Origin of the sequence: Shewanella sp. S1-58-MNA-CIBAN-0166, assembly GCF_040310085.1 — a bacterium.
Classification (GTDB): domain Bacteria; phylum Pseudomonadota; class Gammaproteobacteria; order Enterobacterales; family Shewanellaceae; genus Shewanella.
On the sequence record NZ_JBEOPN010000008.1, the window covers coordinates 20,953 to 38,154 of the forward strand.

The following is a 17,202-nucleotide window of genomic DNA, read 5'->3' on the forward strand; positions in this document are numbered from 1 at the left end:
TGTTAATATAATTGAAAGTTGTCACAGCCTTTCCAATAAATTTTTTATAGGTGAAATTTGAATTTTCGTGCATTCACGCTTTTAACACACTGGCTAATTTTAGTCATAACATTGAGTTTTTCAGTCTCTGTTTCAGCGCAAAAAAATGATCCTTATGACAGCTTAACCGAAGTAAAATTTGACCATTTCAGTACCGAAGGGGACCTTAATCAAAACTCGATTACTCGTCTGTTTATGGACAGCTCAGGAATGCTTTGGATAGGGACTCAAGACGGTCTACACAGCTATAATGGTGTTGAGTTTGATTTATACTTAAAACAGCCAAAAAATACCAACTCTATCTCAGGCAATTTAATTACTGATATTTTGCAGTCACCTGACGGCGATTTATGGATAGGCACCTTCAACAATGGACTCAATCGATTCAACCTCACTACGGGGGAGTTTACTGCGTTTAAACAACCCCAAGGCTTAACTGAGCTTCAGGTAACCCATCTTGCCGTGATTGGCGATACCTTGTGGGTAGGTACTCGTTCGGGTCTGTACATACTATCCTTAAAAACCGAAAAAATTATTCTCGTCAGTTTAGGCAATAATATCACGCCCAATATTACCAGCATTGCCAATATTGACGATAAATACATTGTCGTTGGCACTCAATCACATGGCACATTTGCCATTGATAGTAATACTATTATTCGGCTTGATATCCCGCTCAATATGACGGTAAACCAAATCAAATCCAGCTCTGTTTATTCCGTCTGGCTGGCCATCGACAACCAAATTTGGCGCTACAATCTCGATACCCATAAAAAAGAACTGATATGGTCGCATGATGATAGTTTTGGCGATAACCGTAAGATAATTGATTTTATCGTGGTTAATGCCAATCAAATTTTTGCTATCGGCAACAATACCGGTTTATTCAAACTCGATTTTATGGGTGGCAAGTGGCACAGCACGCTTTATAAACATGATCCGCAAAAACTCAATTCCATCAGTGCTAATACACTACAAAACCTAATGCTAGATCAAAACGGCACCCTATGGATTGGTACAGGTTATTCGGGCATCGATAAACTAAATCTCAGCCATCAATATTTTAGCCACTTTTACGACTACCAAACCAATGCTCCGGGCATGGCAAACATGATCCGCGTCATTTTCAGGGACACACAGCAACGCCTGTGGATAGGCACCGATGGTGCTGGACTTAAGTATTTGACCCCCGATGATAACCAATATCATTACATCAATGATTTATTTGCAAAAACATTAGCGATACCTACAGAACAGTTATCCTTGATAGTGCATGACATTAAACAAGATAAACAAGGTTTACTATGGTTTGCCACCAACGTAGGGCTGTTTACCTTAGATAAGAGCAATACCCTGCAGCAAATTAAACCGGCAAACGCACAATTTTATGCCGATACCCAAATCCGCAGTTTAGCCTTTGATGACAAAGACCGTTTATGGATAGCCAGCTCACAAGGTTTGTATTTTATCTCTGAGTATACAAATCGCATGATGGCTTATAACTTCGGCTTTCAAGCTGATTTTTCGCCATTCAAATACCAAATTATTAAACTTTATTTCAGCCAAGGTTATTTATGGCTAGGCACTATGGGCGGAGTGGTAAGGCTTTCAGCTGAAGCACAAAAACTAGACTTTTTGAGCCATGATTCAGAAAACCCTTACAGTCTGAGTGACAATCGTGTCAGAGACTTTTTGTTAGCAGAAAATGGCGACTTTTGGGTGGCGACTCATGGTGGTATAGACAAGCTAACAATAGAATACGGCACGTTTAAATTTGAAAGAATGGACGTCAACGCAGACAAAAGCAGTAATACAGTTTATGCGATTTTAGAAGACGAAAAACACGATTTATGGCTGAGTACTAACTCGGGTATTTCACGTTTTACCCCGAGTAATAAAAGCTTTATTTCTTATAATAAATTCGAAGGTTTGCAAGCCAATGAATTTAATGGTTCAGCTAAGTTTAAAGAGCTTAACGGTACCTTATGGTTTGGTGGTATTCGAGGCCTTAACCAATTTAACCCAAGCACTATTCCAAGCCAAAGGTCTGAGAACAAACTGGCGCTGACAAAATACACGATTGGTGAAACCCAACACCCTATTCGCGACTTAAGCCATGCTCCGCGCATTATCATGCCTTATGAACAACAACTCATCAGCTTTGAAGTCGGCTCACTCAATTTCAGTTACCCTGGATTAAGCCGTTTTAGCTACTTTTTAGACGGTTATGACAACGATTGGCGCGAATTATCCCATGGCAACGAAATCACCTATACCAACTTACCACCTGCTGAATACAAGTTAGTGGTTCGTCATGCGCTAGGGACGAATAGATACAGCCAATACACACTTAATGTGAACGTGTCAGTAGTGCCACCAATGTATATGAGCAACACAGCTTATATTCTGTATATTACGGTCGGATTATTAATTATTGTTTGGTTTTTTTATGCCCGAAAGAAAAAACAGGCCAAGCAACGTGAATTTGACAACAGTATTCGCGCCTCTGAAGAGCGTCTAAAACTGGCACTTTGGGCTTCTGGCGATGGTATGTGGGATTGGAATATTAAAGACGATAAAGTCTATCGAACTAACATGATCGAGCCGATGAGTTTTTCGTTAAAAGATCAGTTATTGAATAAAAATATTGATCCAGAAGACCGACCACGAGTGCAAAAACTGCTTAACGATCACCTTAACGGTGAAAGTGAGTTCTTTGAAGCAGAGTATCGCGTTGAAACTAAACCTGGAGAATGGGCTTGGGTGTTAGATCGTGGTCAAATTGTTGAACGTGATGGCAATAATATTCCAGTGCGAATGGCTGGAACTCATAAAGACATTACTAGCCGAAAAATCACAGAAAACGAACTCAAGCTATCATCGCAAGTCTTGTTTAGTATGAACGAAGCCGTTGTCGTTGGTGAACTAGACTATCAAATACGCTCAATCAATCCAGCTTTTAGTCGCATTACTGGCTTTAAACATCGTGATGTTGTCGGTAAGCATTTCTTGTTTTTAACCATGGGAAAGCAGTCGCGCGAGTTTTATAACTCAGTTGAAACCCAGCTATTAAGGCACAAACATTGGGCCGGTGAAATTCACATTAGAACCCGCAACCGTCGCGGCATTCTTGCATGGCTAGAAATTAACCAAGTTATCGATAATAAAGGTGAAACGAGTCACTTTGTGGCGGTGTTCACCGATATTACTGCCCGTAAAAAAGCCGAAGAAGATTTACGAGTATTGGCTAACTTTGATCCACTGACCGGACTGCCTAACCGCACTTTATTCCAGGACAGGCTCAACCAAGCCGTGACGAAAGCACACCGTGCCAATAGCATCGTAGCATTGTTATTTTTAGATCTTGACCGATTTAAACATATCAATGACTCAATGGGCCACCACATCGGTGATTTACTGCTTAAAGCCGTCGCGCATCGCCTGCAAAATGCTGTACGAGATGGCGATACCGTTGCACGCTTAGGCGGAGATGAATTTACCATTATTTTAGAAGGTGTTGCCAAAACGAAAGCCGCCACCATTATTGCCGAAAAAGTGTTACACGCTTTTCAAACACCTTTTTTACTTGACGATAAAATACTGACTATATCACCGTCGATTGGTATCAGTTTGTACCCAGAAGATGCAGATGATACCACCTCATTGATTAAGTATGCTGATACCGCCATGTATCACGCAAAATCACTGGGGCGCAATAACTTCCAATTCTATACCGAGCAATTAAACCAATATGCTACACGTCATGTTCAGTTAGAGGCCGGACTTAAAAAAGCGATTCAAGACAATGAGCTATATTTGGTTTATCAACCTAAATACGATGTAAAAACTGAAAAAATTATCGGACTGGAAGCGTTAATGCGCTGGGAAAGCCCAGAACTTGGCTTTATTTCACCGGTTGAGTTTATTCCGCTGGCGGAAGAAACAGGCATCATCAATCAGATTGGTCATTGGGCTATTCAACAAGCCTGTAACCAACTGGCGCAATGGCATCAACAAGGGTTTGAGCATATATCTGTCGCCGTTAACCTTTCAGCCAGACAATTGAAAGCCGATATCATTTCGACCATAGAAGTCGCATTAGCGGTATCTGGATTACCGGCAAGCGCCTTAGAACTCGAATTAACCGAATCGATGATTATGGGTAACCCACAGGATTCCGTTGCCGTGCTATCGCAACTCAAAGCATTAGGCTTAACCATTGCGATTGATGACTTTGGTACCGGATACTCAAGCTTAAGCTATTTGAAACGCTTCCCAATTGATACCTTGAAGATTGATCGTGAATTTGTGCGTGATATAACTGAAGATCCTGACGATGCTGCCATCACTAGCGCCATTATAACCTTGGCCCACAGTTTAGAGCTTAACGTTGTTGCTGAAGGTGTTGAAACCCAAGCGCAATTGAATTTCTTACGTGAGGGGGGTTGTGATCAAGTACAGGGCTTCTTGCTCAGTAAGCCACTGAGTGCGGTTAATTGCCTTGCATTATTAACGCAAGACAAAGTTAAGATTAGTCATTCATAAGGCAAAATAAAAGCTCCATTTAGGAGCTTTTATGTGTATTTTACTGATTGAATAAACTATAAACTATAAGCTATAAGCTATAAACTATAAGCTATAAGCTATAAACTACGGTGCAACACGTTCAACGCGTTTTACCCAGCCTTGCGGTGCAGTAACGTTGCCTTTTTGTAGCTCAGTAAACAGCTTATAAATACGCTGAATATTAGGACCTACCTTACCGTCGCCAACGGTCAAAACCCGACCATCTTCGAAGATATATGAACTGACAGGCGATACCACCGCAGCAGTACCAAATCCACCCGCTTCAATAATTTCACCCGCTTCAATATCAGCAATGAATTTATCTAACATCACCGTTTCTTGTCTCACTTCACAACCCAGCATATCCCCAAGTTCCATAATGGACTGAGAGGTAATGGATTTTAAAATGGTGTCTGTGAATGTCGGAATAATCACAGTGCCATCTTTTAAAATGTGAAAGTGATTCATCGCGCCAGCTTCTTCAATTTGAGTATTGGTTGAATCTAAATACAATACCTGCGATGCGCCATATTCTACAGCCGCTTTACCTGCACGCAGTGAAGCAGCATAGTTACCAGCAGCTTTTGAAGCACCAGTACCACCAGATACTGCACGGTGGTACTTAGTACTGATTAACAAACGAATACCATTATTAACCCCAGAGGCATAATACGCTCCAGATGGGCTTAGCATTACGCAGAATGTATATTGCTGACTAGGGCTAACAGACAAACGATCTTCTGTTGCAAAAATAAAAGGTCGAATGTATAAACACGCACCTTGTTGCTGTGGGAACCACAAACGGTCAACATCAATAAGGGCATTAATTGCCTTTACTTGCATACTTTCATCGATATTCGGAATACACACGATATCGGCAGAACGGTTCATGCGCTCAGCGTTTTTATTTAAGCGGAAGGTGTAAATCTCGCCATCTTCGTGCATAAAGGCTTTAGCGCCTTCAAAAATTGATTGGCCATAATGCAATGACATTGCACCGGGTGCCATTTCAAACGGGCCGTAAGGAACTATGCGCGGATCGCACCATTGACCATCACGATAATCCATCAAAAACATGTGATCAGTACGAAGCTTACCGAAACCCACATCGCCTTCAGGCTTAAATGGCTCTGTGCGGCGCTCTGACGCTGATTTTAAATTATATTTTATGTCCATTGCATACCACCTTAAAAACTGAGCTTGCAGACTATGGAGGCTAGAGAATAATGTCAAGTCGCAGCCCTAGATCCTAAATCAAAATACGTCAATTGAACGTAACAAGCATCAATATATTTATTCATACTGCAACAGACAAACTGTCAGTGCATATCTCATTCTGTCACTAGCCTAATCACAACGCATCAATCAAGATTAATCAAAGTTATGCCACCAAGAATGATTATCCATTTATGGCTAACTTGCCACTGCTGCAATCACCGAAATTTCAACCAAGTATTCAGGTTCGGCAATCGCTGCTTGTACACAAGCTCTTGCTGGGGCATGCCCTTTGGGTAACCAGTTGTCCCACACTTGATTCATTGCATCGTAATCAGCCATATCTTTAAGGTAAATAGTGGCTGATAAAATATGATCGCGTCGACTACCCGATTGTACGAGCAAGCTTTCGACCTCTTCAAGCATGGTAATGGTTTGGGTATTAATATCGGTGAACTTATCTTTAGCCACCTGGCCACACAGATAAACGGTATTGTTGTGGATCACAATACTGCTCATGCGAGTGTTAACATCGAGTCGGGTAATTGTCATAAAAAGGTCTTTTACTGTCTTGGTTAGCAGATGAAAATAGCGCGATCTGAGATAAAGCACAATATAGTACGATTTATTGAATATATTTTAGCCACTTAGTTTTAAAGGCTATTCCTATAGGCCTTGTCACTGCTAGAATCGGGTTTCCATCCAGAAACGTATAGGACTCCCCATGAGCCTTGAATTATTGTCCCAACTGGAAACCAAAATCCAGGCAACTCTCGAAAATATTGAGCTACTAAAAATGGAGCTTGATGAAGAGAAGCAAAAGAACGAAGCGTTGCTTTCACAGCAACAAGAATTGACACAAAAAAACCAACAATTGCAGCAAGACCTAAACTCTTGGAGTGATAAGGTCAACGGCCTTGTTGGTTTATTGAATAACGAAATCTAAATGGATTGATACTGCTTTGATTGTATTTCAATCAAGGCATTTAATTCACTGATAGCCTGCTTAACTTTCGGCAGGCTTTTTTTCGTCTGTAAAAAGCGCCCTTTATCAAACTCGAGTAACCCTAAGTCTTTTACCCAAATCACGCCACTCAAAAAGATCCTAGCATGCTTAACTATCAATTTAGGTGCATAAACAGGGAACATTCTCATACGACTTCCTCCAAGAAAATACATGCACAAGGTGCAATGAAATAACGACGATAAGCCATGTATAAGTCGGAAATGTAAATGTTCAAAGCAGATATAAACCACTATTCACTTTCTTGTTAAGCACAACTTCAATGTCATCAAGTTTGACCACATGATGCCGAAAGAGTTTCATTAACATGCTATTTTTTATTGTTCTGATAAATCCCATAAATCTCAAGTGACACTTTAATGCCGCTTGCCAATATTTTGACGCTATGTTAAGATCTTTGATGTTACTCAGGGTAAAAAAGAGTCATTTGACTCATCTCCGTATCGTCTTTTATAGACATACGGTTTTTTTTTGCCTGCGATAAACTTCCACTCCACGCAATCAACATCCCGCCTAAATCACAGCATCAGCCTCTTGTTTAAAAATATGAGTATTGTTTGATAACCTTTGCTGAAATTTAGACAACAAAAAAGGAGCCGAAGCTCCTTATTTAACAAACATAAGTTGTGTAGATTACTTTTTGTTCATTGATGTTAAGTAAAATGCGATATCAATTAATTCATCATAAGATTTAATCGAGCTGGTTTCGACGCGATATTTGCCGTTAACTACTAATGTTGGTACACCGGAAATTTTAGCATTTTCAGTATCACGCTTCATTTTCGACATCTGTGCGTTAACCATAAATGAACTTGCCGCTGCATCGTAAGCTTTACCATCTACGCCATTAGCGATAAATACTGCTTTGATATCGTCTGCGCGAGTAAATTGCTGACGCTTGTCGTGGATAGCGCTAAATAAAGCTGCGTCCATTTTTTTCTCGACATTTAACTGCTGAGCAACCGCAAAAGCACGTGACATTTCTACGCCCATTTCACGACCGATAAACTCAACGTGGGACTGATTAAATGTGACACCTTCAGGTAAGTTCGCTTCAATTTTAGGCACTACTGTTTTAGAAAAATTAAAACAATGTGGACAATAGAATGAGAAAAACTCAGTAATTTCTGGCTTGGCAGTTTCAGGGCCATCATTAATAACCGTGTAATGTACACCTTCTTTATAATCGGCAGCCATCGCAGCCATAGGCGCTAGCAGGAGTGCAGCAGCCATCAGTAATGCTTTTTTCATTTTACTTCCTTCTAAATAGGCAAAAATATAAATACGCTGGCTCTATCATAGTCTAGCGTTAGCCTGTAACTCAATCGCTAGTCAATTGTATTTGTAACTAAATACTATTAGGTAGTGATTATGAAATATTGTTAATTAAAACTAGGTAAACTCAATGGTGGCTCATTAAGCGCAGATAACTGCTCCTTAAACGCCAGAGTTTGTTGTTCCCAATACTTAATATCGCCAAACCATGGAAAATTCATCGGGAATGCAGGGTCATCCCAACGCTTGGCTAACCACGCATTATAATGCACCATCCGGAAAGCCCTTAACGGCTCAATGAGTGCCAACTGTCTCGCATCAAAATCACAAAACTCTTGATATCCCTCTAATAAAATATCAATTTGTAATAATTGCTGCTGACGATCTCCGGTCAACATCATCCATAAATCTTGTACTGCTGGCCCTTGCCTGGCATCGTCTAAATCAACAAATCCAGGTCCATCTGGTGTCCATAAAATATTACTAGGGTGTAAATCTCCGTGCAAGCGTATAGAGGTAAAATTGTGCTGCTGCCATATCTGCTTGGCTTTCTCTAAAACTTGCTCTACTACGGTGAAAAAAGCTGTCTGCATTGAACTGGCAACAATACCACTTTCGCGTAAATAGCGATAAGACTCATCGCCCAAAATGGCAGGGGTCAGCGATTCACGGTATTTAAAAGGCTGCATTGCGCCATATTGATGAATTCGGCCAATAAAGCGGCCAACCGATTCAAGTTGTTCAAGATTGTCTACTTCAAATGCCCGCCCGCCAATAGACGGAAAAAGACCAAAACGATAACCTTGATACTCAAATAAGGTTTTACCTTCAATAACGACAGGAACGGCAATAGGAATATCTTCTGCCGCCAATGCCAAGGCATAATCGTGCTCTTCTTGAATTTGTTCATTGCTCCAACGATGCGGCCGATAAAACTTCACCACATAACGAATGCCTTGATCGCAGCGGAATTGGTACACCCTATTTTCGTAACTGTTTAATGCTAATAGCCCCGTCTCAGGGAAGACGCCGATGCTTTCGATGGCATCTAAAATGAGATCGGGTCTCAATGCCTGAAAATGAAACTCTGCGCCTGTATCGTTGTCCATGTATACCTTCTTAAGCAGTTTGAATATGTGGGGCAAGTAGCGTTAATAAAAATGCTAATACGTCTAACTCATTTGCGCTATCGGTGGAAATCCAACAAATATCACCATAAAACTCATAATGTAACCATAAAGGGCTGCCTTCAAAGTTCAGTAACCATTGATGACGATCTGCGCCCCATTGGCGCTCTCGAATATCACAATCAAGTGCAGCCGCTAGCGGTTCTGCAAATCGTTCAAATTGCTCAAAATCCACTTCAGCTTGAATAACAATACTCAATGCTGCGGGATCTAATTTGGCTGATAATAATTTCATAATCGACTCAGATAAAATACATCAATTAACTGCTACAAGACATTATTAAGCCTTGTCCCCATTTAGGTGGGCGTTTGGCAAAATCTTCCATCTCAGGTTGTTCGTCAAAAGGACGTTGTAAAAGTTGTTGAAGTTGCAATAACTTGCTGTTGTCGCCATTTTCTTCAATCTCGATAATAGCTTCCTGGGCAAGGTAATTGCGCAAAATATATTTAGGGTTGGCACTATTACGCTCACATTGCCATGCATTCACATCCGCCACTTCACCTACTCGGTTTTGATAAGCTTGATGCCAAGTATCAAAACCAGCAAGGTCGGCCATATCGTCTCGTAAACTAGAATGCACACTACTCGGGTCTAGTTGGCCAAAACGGCGTAAACTATTGGTATAGTCAAGTTGGTTAGTTTCGAGTAATCCGGTTAATTGCCCCACAAGCTGCAAATCTTTGTTATCGAATTCGGCCTGTTCCTCTGCATTAACAACATTTGGGTTAATATTGGATTGAGAAAGGCCTAACTTAGCGCGCATGAGTAATAAATACTGCTGAATTAATTCAAATTGATACGTATTTAGCGCTGCGATTAAATCATCCGACTCGATAATAGGCGTTAATGTTTGCGCCAAACGCTTGAGGTTCCATAATCCAATTCCTGGTTGCTGGCCAAAGGCATAACGACCTTCGTGATCGGAGTGATTACAGATAAAGTCTTCTTTAAAGGTGTCTAAGAAAGCAAATGGGCCAAAATCGAAGGTATCACCAAGTATCGACATATTGTCGGTATTCATCACCCCGTGAGCAAAACCAACAGACTGCCAATGAGCAATCATTTTAGCGGTAGACTGCACCACCTCATAAAACCATTTTTTGTAACCTGCTGCATCGGTTGATAAATGTGGAAAATGCTGTTGAATGGTAAAATTAACTAATTGAGTCAGTTTGGCTGCATCGCCTTGCTCGCTATGAAAGAAATATTCAAAATGGCCGAACCGAATGTGACTTTTTGCCAAACGTACCGTTATTGCGGCCGTTTCTTGGCTTTCGCGCCATACGGGTAAATCGGAACCAATAACGGCTAACGCACGGCTGGTAGGTACATTTAGCGCAGCAAGCGCTTCGGATACTAAAAACTCTCGAACTGCTGAGCGCATTACCGCCCGACCATCACCTTGGCGAGAATACGGTGTTGGACCGCCGCCTTTTAACGCGACATCCCAAGCCCCATTTGGACCAATAGCTTCACCTAATATAATTGAACGACCATCGCCCAATCTTGGTGTATAGCCACCAAATTGATGGCCACTATAAACTTGAGCGTAATAACTGGCACCAGGAGCGGCATAGTTGGCCGATAATTGCATCAACAGTTCAGTATTGGGTTTTGCTAAACCAATTAATTGAGCCGCGTCATCACTCCAACCCAGCCAATGAGGATTACTGATGGGTAAAGGATAAACTTGCGAATAAAAGCCTTCTAGTTGCTCAAAAAAATCTTGCTTAAACTGCATTATGCTTTGTACCCACGACCTGATTCTCACACTGCAATTGTTGCTTTTCATCTATCTGACACAACTCGCCACATGCAAACGCTTGCTCTGCAGGCACTGACGAGGCTTGCAAGCGTAACATTCCAGCACCTTTAGCTTGGCATTGCTCCAATGAATCGTAAAAACCGGCAATGTGGTCTTGCAGTACTATTTGGGTCGGTATAGGTGTTCGATCTGCAACATAAAATAAGGTCCATTCAGGTGTACGAATACAACCGGCAAGTAAAACTACTGTGGCAGTAAACAGCAATGTTTTTGTTAATGTACGAGTCATTAATGTCATTTTAAACCTTGAAAGCATTGGATTTGAAGCAACAAAAAAGCGAACCAAGGTCCGCTTTCCTTTTGAATATCATACCTGATATTCATCCAACAGTATTGATTAGCCTATTAGCTCGCTTTGGTTTTGGCCTTTTCTATCCGCTTTATGCGTCCTTCAAAGCCAGTGACAGTGCCGTCGGTTAGCTGGTATTCAAGCGCTTGCTCGCACACCTTAATCGCCTCATCAAACTGACCAACATCATTTAACAATGTCGATAACTGCATAAACGCTGGCGATTTGATTTCATCAGTGCTTTTTTGAGAGACATATTGTTGATGTAATGAGCGATATAACCCTACATAGGTTAATTGTAACGCCGCACCATATTGACAATAATCGCTCTGTTTACGCATTTTATAGCAATGATTAATCACACTGGCTAAGCCATTATGCTGGCTTTGAAGATCGTTAGCGTTATTGGCAGCATCAACCTGTTGCAGAAAACTTTCGCTGGCCCAATCGCCTTCAACACGGTTTAGACTCAAGGACAAGCCTTGATCACTTGGCGCATCAACCTCTGCAGTAGCAGATACTTTAGGCTCGGCATCTGCATTGCTCACGTTAGCTTTGTTCTCGCTAGCTTTGTTCTCGTTTGCCGTAGCAACATCCTTAGGGGCAACTTCAGGCGCAGAAACCACCTCAGTGACTATACTTTCGGATTTAGGAGTTTTGGGCTTAGTCTGTTCCGGAGCAATTTCGACAGCATCAACTGGCTCATTAAGCAGCTCCACTGGCGCTGTTGGCTTTTCGCTGAACTCGTCAACAGGATCAACATCAACTGAAATAAGTTCATCGGTCTTCACTGTAACCTCAGTTAATACCTCATCTGCTGCCGACTTATCCATAACGACATGCTCAGACTCTGCCATAGTCGTATCGTCTGCTGCCGTTAAAGGTTGAGCAACCTCACTGGATGAATGCGATGTGGCATTACGATCGGTTTTATCACGTTCTTGTTTTGCCACCGCTTGAGTACGTCTGTACAAATACAGAGCAATTGCAATCAATATGACAGTTAAAATTACCTTCATTAGGCTTCCACCTTGCTGATTATGTGCCAGAGCACATTGTTTTAACTCACTCACAACAGCATTCATTGTGAGGCAATGTAATGGTTTAATGATACTGCGCTGTTTTTTTAAGCACTAGCCATTATTATTTCAATGTACACTATAAAATCAAGTATTTATCTATTTTAATCTGTAACAAGTCGTAGACCACTCGCCATTTCGCATCAGTTTTAATCATTTTTGCGATCTCAACCTCAAAAAAAGGACATTTTGAGCCAAAGATCAAAGTTAAATAAGCGGAGTTTGTCAGCTACTATTGCCAAGTTTACACTACTAATATCCGACTGTTTTACTAAGGTATTTAATAAGAGATAACACTATGGATGATACAGAACTATTAAGCGGTAAATTACTCTACGAATTTCGAACCATGCAAGCTATGGTCGAAATCTACTGTAAAGCGCACCATCCTCTTAAACCCTCCCAGGGTGTATGCCTGCAATGTAGTGAGTTTTTAAGCTATGCCAATACTCGACTCGATCGGTGCCCCTACGGCCAAGACAAACCCACTTGTAATAAATGCCCGGTGCATTGTTACAAACCTCATATGAAACAAAGAGCACGTGAAATCATGATGTATGCAGGGCCAAGAATGCTGTTGCCTCATCCAATTTTTGCCATTAAGCATTTATTGGCAGAACGCAAACCGGCACCAGGCCTGCCGCCAGAAAGAGTTTCAAACAGACATTTACGTAAAGTAAAGCAAAGTTAATAACCGAGAACTACTCGGTTTACACAAAGTAGGTTAGTATTCACTATCGTCAAAGAGAGTGAAAATGAACCAATTTAACGATTTATTCATTCAAACATACTGGTGGCTCTCCTTGCTAGGAGGCATTCATTGCCTTGGAGTAGGCTTGTATGTTCATTATATTTACCAAAGTGCCACCCGCAGCCATAGCCTGTTGGCTGGGATCTTTTTACTTATCGGCTGTTATTTTTTAACCGGTTTACTTACCCCAGAAACCACCCCTATCCCGATACATTTAACCCTTACACTGTTTATCCCTATCTATTTTTTACTAATGCCAATGCTGTATTTATATTGTAAAAGCAGCCTAACAGCACAAGATTACCAACCACTGTTAATCAAACATTTTGGCTTTGCCATTATCATCGCCTTAGTGACCAGTTCAACCATATTATTTCATATTGGTATCGATCCAAAAAATTCCAATAACACCATTGGAACTCTGGGTGAAATAAACAGTATTAATCTATTAGCCGTGGTTTTACCCATCCTATTAATGCTACAAACCTTTGGCTATTTTGGGGCTATTTATCGTTTATTATCCCACTATCGCCCACAATATTTGGCCAATAGGCAACCTAACTTACAAGTAATACGATTTCGCTGGCTAAGTGTATTAACCATCGGCATTCTCATTAATTGGATACTGCGTATCGTGTTGGTTTATTTACCGTTTTACTTAGGCGACTCCGTTTTATTATTAACCCAAGCGGTAACACGTTTAAGCCTATTATTAACCGTATATGTGTTGGCGTTATATGGCATCCAACAAGTCACCCGATCGGCCTATTTGCGCGGGTCGCTCAATGCCTCCAACCAAGCTACGCCATCAAGCAAAGAGCCGCACACTGATCCACTGCTGGACGAGGAAGAAATAACTTACTTACATCATTTAATGGTCGATGAGGATGGGCGCGACCCAAACGATAATTCAGCTGTAGAAAGGGATAAAAAAAAGGATGAGTAAGACAGAAAACAGACTGATTTCCCCGTACACATCACCCAAAAAAAAATGTTCAACCGTTTACCGATGCTCGCCGAGTATAAATGTTTATTAACTCGCACCCATTAGGGGTTATGCTACTCTATGGCGAGTTTTACCATGACAATTTAGTCACTGAGGTTATTTATGAAACGTTCTATTAGCTTAGTTTTTTCCAGTTTACTCGTGTTATTAAGCTTCGCGTTTTCAGCTCCTAGTTTTGCAAACGAAGATGCTTATAACGATGCCATCACTAATTTTAAAAAGGCCAATGAAAGCCGACATTTATTTAATACGGCTTATGGTTATGCAGTCTTCCCAACCGTAGCCAAAGGCGGTATCGGAATTGGTGCCGCATATGGAAATGGTCGTGTATACCAAAGCGATGCTTATATGGGGGATTCCACATTAACCCAACTATCTATTGGCTTTCAGTTAGGCGGACAAGCCTATAGTGAAATTATCTTCTTTAAAGATGCCAAAGCTTATAATGAGTTCACCAGCGGTAGCTTTGAATTTAGCGCGCAAGCGTCAGCAGTGGCCATTAACGTTGGTGCCAATGCGCAAGTTGGTACTACAGGTAATTCAGCAGGTGCAGGACAAGCAGGCAGTAATCATGCCGCAGCCGCAGCCTATATAAATGGTATGGCGATATTTACCGCCGCTAAAGGTGGATTAATGTTTGAAGCCGCTCTCGCTGGTCAGTCATTTACCTTTGATGGTAAGTAACCACTGCGAGTCTTAACACTCGTTAAGTACATAACATTCAGGCTGCCATTGGCAGCCTGAATTATTTGGAATAAGTGGTTTATTATCGCAGAGTCCAAACAATGGCATTAGCATATACACAGTGGTCAAATTAACCTTGCTGATACATTTGTGGACAACCTTCTCGTCATCCCGGTAATGCTTTTGAGCCGGGATCCAGGTTTATTCTTTTATGTTTGGTATTGATGGCCTGCGGCCACTAACGTCGTGGCGCTTCGCCCACACCAGACTAACATCGCAAGGTTCCACCCTGCACGGGCCAAATACTTTGTCATTCCGGTAATGTTTTTGAGCCGGAATCCAGCTTTTTTATACGTTGTACTTATGGCCTGCAGCCACTAACGTCGTGGCGCTTCGCCCACACCAGACTAACATCGCAAGGTTCCACCCTGCACGGGCCAAAAGGGGATCAACAGCAATCCCCTCTTGGATCACCCCTGCCGTTCCGGCAACATTTTCGCTATTTAACCAAACAACAGCAGCGAAAAAATTGCCACGGAAATTTATCCAGCTTGAAACCTCATTTGAATCCTACCTCGGCCTTATTCAAAAATGCTAACGCTTCCGATGGTACATCCTGTACCGCGAAAGCTAAGCTCACATCCATGTGAGCTTCACGCTATTTTCTTCAACGGCCTCAAGTTCAGAGGTAAATTTATCCATTTTCAATCATAACTTCTGACTCATTTATGGACAGATTCGTGTCAGCCGATACGAAACTTACACAGATAGCTAATGTAAAACGGGCTAGGAAAGAACACTGACGGTGTGGGATTTCATAGCAACTGTTGTAATGCAAATGCCATTTTTTTGATAGTTGCACCATTCAAACTAAGAGTGTTTCTATTCAAATTTGTTTCGCTCATGCTATCGATATGCGTTAACCAAACACGATGATATTTTTCTGATTTGTTAATAGTGCTAATGCGTGATTGCTGGGTTTTTATCGAAGCCCAGTTCCTGTGAGTTGAATCAACATGTCGATGGTAAAGATACGAAACGAAGAAAGTGGCACCGATAGTGGTGAGTTTATCACCACCCTCAAAGGAAAATATATGTCGTTCAGAACGTGCACGTGTCATTCTATTTTATCCTCGGGTATACCTTCCTTACACATAATTATTCATTAGATAAAGTTGGTCAATATTAGATATGAAATTTTGTCGAGGCACTTCAATTATAAATGGTTTTGGGGCAAAAACGAGTTAGTTTTCTTTACTTGGAAATGGACCGATTCAACTCTGAACTTGAGGACGTTGAAGAAAATAGCGTGAGCCTGACAGGACGTCAGGCTAGCTTTCGTTGGCCAGGGATGGCCTATCGGAAGCGTTAGCATTTTCGAATAAGGCTGAGGCAGTTACCCAATAAAGTTAAAAGCTGGATCAATCCCCATGGCGACCTTTTCGCTGTTTGAAAATGTTGCGGGGCGGCTGGGAGTTCCAAGAGGGAACAGCCGTTGGTTTCCTCTTGGTCTGGTGTGGGTGAAGCGCCACGACGTTAGTGGCCGCAGGCCATAAGTACATAAGTACTAAGCATAAAACACAAAAAATAAACCTGGATCCCGGCTCACGAGCATTGCCGGGATGACGATTAAATTAGCCTGCGTAAGTAGACAACCTATTTATATCCCCAAGGTGCTGGCGGTAATGCTACAGGCTTAGAGAGGTCAAACTCGACTTTAAAATCTCGATCCTCACGACTTAAACGATAAGTAAAAGTATGCGCTTCAATCATCATCTGCCACTCATTAGTGACCGACTGAGTTAAGCCATGTTGCTTGAAGTTGGCAATAGACTCATCGTCCACAGGAAACGTTTGCAAGTTGGCAGTGCCAGTATCGCGGGTCTCTCCACCATACATAGTCACTTTGTCATCGGTGCCATCTTTATGGCGATGATCATGCTTTAAGCGCAATCCGGTATCAGTTTGAGTTATCACCCAAGTGCGAGAGTGATCATCGCCAACATGAAATGGAATACGTAACTGATGATCGGTGCAATCTCTTACATGCATAATTAATTTTTTACCACTAAAGCCATCCCCTTCACTGCCACCAGCAGTGATTTTACCGGCAAAAGCTTTGCCACAAAGAGCGCTAATCGCTTCAAAAAATTGCTTTTGCTGTACCGAGTTTGCGGCATAAGCAGGATTAACCAACATAGCGCTACCACACAGTAATGCACCACTGAGATATGCGCTAAGCCTAATTAACGTTGGCATAA

The 17,202-nt window shown here is 41.6% G+C and carries 16 protein-coding genes; 5 read left to right on the plus strand and 11 right to left on the minus strand.

What is annotated here, in order from left to right; all coding sequences use genetic code 11:
• Positions 1–111 precede the first annotated feature (111 nt).
• The gene (locus tag AAEY99_RS06835) at positions 112–4,584 is read left to right on the plus strand and encodes an EAL domain-containing protein (RefSeq protein ID WP_351009764.1); all 4,473 of its coding nucleotides are present in this window, start codon (positions 112–114) and stop codon (positions 4,582–4,584) included.
• 105 nt (positions 4,585–4,689) lie between these two features.
• On the opposite strand, the gene AAEY99_RS06840 is transcribed toward AAEY99_RS06835, so the two are convergent.
• Positions 4,690–5,781, minus strand: coding sequence for a branched-chain amino acid aminotransferase (locus AAEY99_RS06840; protein ID WP_101087273.1), 1,092 nt, complete (start codon positions 5,779–5,781; stop codon positions 4,690–4,692).
• A 237-nt stretch (positions 5,782–6,018) separates the two neighbouring features.
• Entirely contained in the window at positions 6,019–6,372 is a 354-nt protein-coding gene (locus AAEY99_RS06845) for a RidA family protein (protein ID WP_162022163.1), read from the minus strand.
• A gap of 172 nt (positions 6,373–6,544) precedes the next feature.
• Here AAEY99_RS06845 and AAEY99_RS06850 point away from each other — a divergent pair, with 172 nt between their 5' ends.
• Complete coding sequence (locus tag AAEY99_RS06850) at positions 6,545–6,766, plus strand: cell division protein ZapB (RefSeq protein ID WP_011635901.1); 222 nt, start codon at positions 6,545–6,547, stop codon at positions 6,764–6,766.
• Here the strand turns inward: AAEY99_RS06850 and AAEY99_RS06855 are convergent.
• From AAEY99_RS06855 to AAEY99_RS06885, 7 genes are all read right to left on the minus strand, one after another.
• Positions 6,763–6,975: a DUF1107 domain-containing protein gene (locus AAEY99_RS06855; RefSeq protein ID WP_101087275.1), complete on the minus strand. Its 213-nt coding sequence runs from the start codon at positions 6,973–6,975 to the stop codon at positions 6,763–6,765. The genes AAEY99_RS06850 and AAEY99_RS06855 overlap by 4 nt on opposite strands.
• 502 nt (positions 6,976–7,477) lie before the next feature.
• Entirely contained in the window at positions 7,478–8,095 is a 618-nt protein-coding gene (locus AAEY99_RS06860) for a thiol:disulfide interchange protein DsbA/DsbL (protein WP_351009768.1), read from the minus strand.
• A 131-nt stretch (positions 8,096–8,226) separates the two neighbouring features.
• Positions 8,227–9,228, minus strand: a complete 1,002-nt coding sequence (locus AAEY99_RS06865) for a serine/threonine protein kinase (RefSeq protein WP_101087277.1) — start codon at positions 9,226–9,228, stop codon at positions 8,227–8,229.
• A gap of 10 nt (positions 9,229–9,238) precedes the next feature.
• On the minus strand, positions 9,239–9,541 hold the full coding sequence (locus tag AAEY99_RS06870; protein ID WP_101087278.1) for a DUF3630 family protein: 303 nt from the start codon (positions 9,539–9,541) through the stop codon (positions 9,239–9,241).
• Between the two features lie 25 nt (positions 9,542–9,566).
• Positions 9,567–11,048, minus strand: coding sequence for a protein adenylyltransferase SelO (locus AAEY99_RS06875; protein ID WP_182744417.1), 1,482 nt, complete (start codon positions 11,046–11,048; stop codon positions 9,567–9,569).
• Entirely contained in the window at positions 11,038–11,370 is a 333-nt protein-coding gene (locus AAEY99_RS06880) for a hypothetical protein (RefSeq protein ID WP_162022160.1), read from the minus strand. Before AAEY99_RS06880 ends, AAEY99_RS06875 begins: the two co-directional genes overlap by 11 nt.
• Positions 11,371–11,477: 107 nt before the next feature.
• Positions 11,478–12,440 (minus strand): hypothetical protein, encoded by a 963-nt coding sequence (locus tag AAEY99_RS06885; protein WP_351009772.1) that lies wholly within the window; start codon positions 12,438–12,440, stop codon positions 11,478–11,480.
• Between the two features lie 358 nt (positions 12,441–12,798).
• On the opposite strand from AAEY99_RS06885, the gene AAEY99_RS06890 reads away from it, so the two are divergent.
• The 3 genes from AAEY99_RS06890 (at position 12,799) to AAEY99_RS06900 (ending at position 14,941) form a co-directional block, all read left to right on the plus strand.
• Complete coding sequence (locus tag AAEY99_RS06890) at positions 12,799–13,191, plus strand: nitrous oxide-stimulated promoter family protein (RefSeq protein WP_101087282.1); 393 nt, start codon at positions 12,799–12,801, stop codon at positions 13,189–13,191.
• A gap of 64 nt (positions 13,192–13,255) precedes the next feature.
• On the plus strand, positions 13,256–14,197 hold the full coding sequence (locus AAEY99_RS06895) for a hypothetical protein (RefSeq protein WP_162022158.1): 942 nt from the start codon (positions 13,256–13,258) through the stop codon (positions 14,195–14,197).
• A 162-nt stretch (positions 14,198–14,359) separates the two neighbouring features.
• Positions 14,360–14,941 carry a YSC84-related protein gene (locus AAEY99_RS06900; protein WP_101087284.1) on the plus strand — a complete coding sequence of 194 codons (582 nt, stop codon included), beginning with the start codon at positions 14,360–14,362 and terminating at the stop codon, positions 14,939–14,941.
• Between the two features lie 815 nt (positions 14,942–15,756).
• Here the strand turns inward: AAEY99_RS06900 and AAEY99_RS06905 are convergent.
• Positions 15,757–16,062, minus strand: a complete 306-nt coding sequence (locus tag AAEY99_RS06905; RefSeq protein ID WP_351009775.1) for a hypothetical protein — start codon at positions 16,060–16,062, stop codon at positions 15,757–15,759.
• 535 nt (positions 16,063–16,597) lie between these two features.
• Complete coding sequence (locus AAEY99_RS06910; RefSeq protein WP_502959496.1) at positions 16,598–17,200, minus strand: hypothetical protein; 603 nt, start codon at positions 17,198–17,200, stop codon at positions 16,598–16,600.
• Positions 17,201–17,202 lie beyond the last annotated feature (2 nt).

Coding starts and splice junctions, on each gene's coding strand:
- AAEY99_RS06855 (WP_101087275.1), bottom strand. CDS start 6,975: ATGAGAATGTTCCCTGTTTATGCACCTAAATTGATAGTTAAGCATGCT.
- AAEY99_RS06910 (WP_502959496.1), bottom strand. CDS start 17,200: ATGCCAACGTTAATTAGGCTTAGCGCATATCTCAGTGGTGCATTACTG.
- AAEY99_RS06865 (WP_101087277.1), bottom strand. CDS start 9,228: ATGGACAACGATACAGGCGCAGAGTTTCATTTTCAGGCATTGAGACCC.
- AAEY99_RS06885 (WP_351009772.1), bottom strand. CDS start 12,440: ATGAAGGTAATTTTAACTGTCATATTGATTGCAATTGCTCTGTATTTG.
- AAEY99_RS06860 (WP_351009768.1), bottom strand. CDS start 8,095: ATGAAAAAAGCATTACTGATGGCTGCTGCACTCCTGCTAGCGCCTATG.
- AAEY99_RS06890 (WP_101087282.1), top strand. CDS start 12,799: ATGGATGATACAGAACTATTAAGCGGTAAATTACTCTACGAATTTCGA.
- AAEY99_RS06845 (WP_162022163.1), bottom strand. CDS start 6,372: ATGACAATTACCCGACTCGATGTTAACACTCGCATGAGCAGTATTGTG.
- AAEY99_RS06840 (WP_101087273.1), bottom strand. CDS start 5,781: ATGGACATAAAATATAATTTAAAATCAGCGTCAGAGCGCCGCACAGAG.
- AAEY99_RS06895 (WP_162022158.1), top strand. CDS start 13,256: ATGAACCAATTTAACGATTTATTCATTCAAACATACTGGTGGCTCTCC.
- AAEY99_RS06850 (WP_011635901.1), top strand. CDS start 6,545: ATGAGCCTTGAATTATTGTCCCAACTGGAAACCAAAATCCAGGCAACT.
- AAEY99_RS06870 (WP_101087278.1), bottom strand. CDS start 9,541: ATGAAATTATTATCAGCCAAATTAGATCCCGCAGCATTGAGTATTGTT.
- AAEY99_RS06875 (WP_182744417.1), bottom strand. CDS start 11,048: ATGCAGTTTAAGCAAGATTTTTTTGAGCAACTAGAAGGCTTTTATTCG.
- AAEY99_RS06900 (WP_101087284.1), top strand. CDS start 14,360: ATGAAACGTTCTATTAGCTTAGTTTTTTCCAGTTTACTCGTGTTATTA.
- AAEY99_RS06880 (WP_162022160.1), bottom strand. CDS start 11,370: ATGACATTAATGACTCGTACATTAACAAAAACATTGCTGTTTACTGCC.
- AAEY99_RS06905 (WP_351009775.1), bottom strand. CDS start 16,062: ATGACACGTGCACGTTCTGAACGACATATATTTTCCTTTGAGGGTGGT.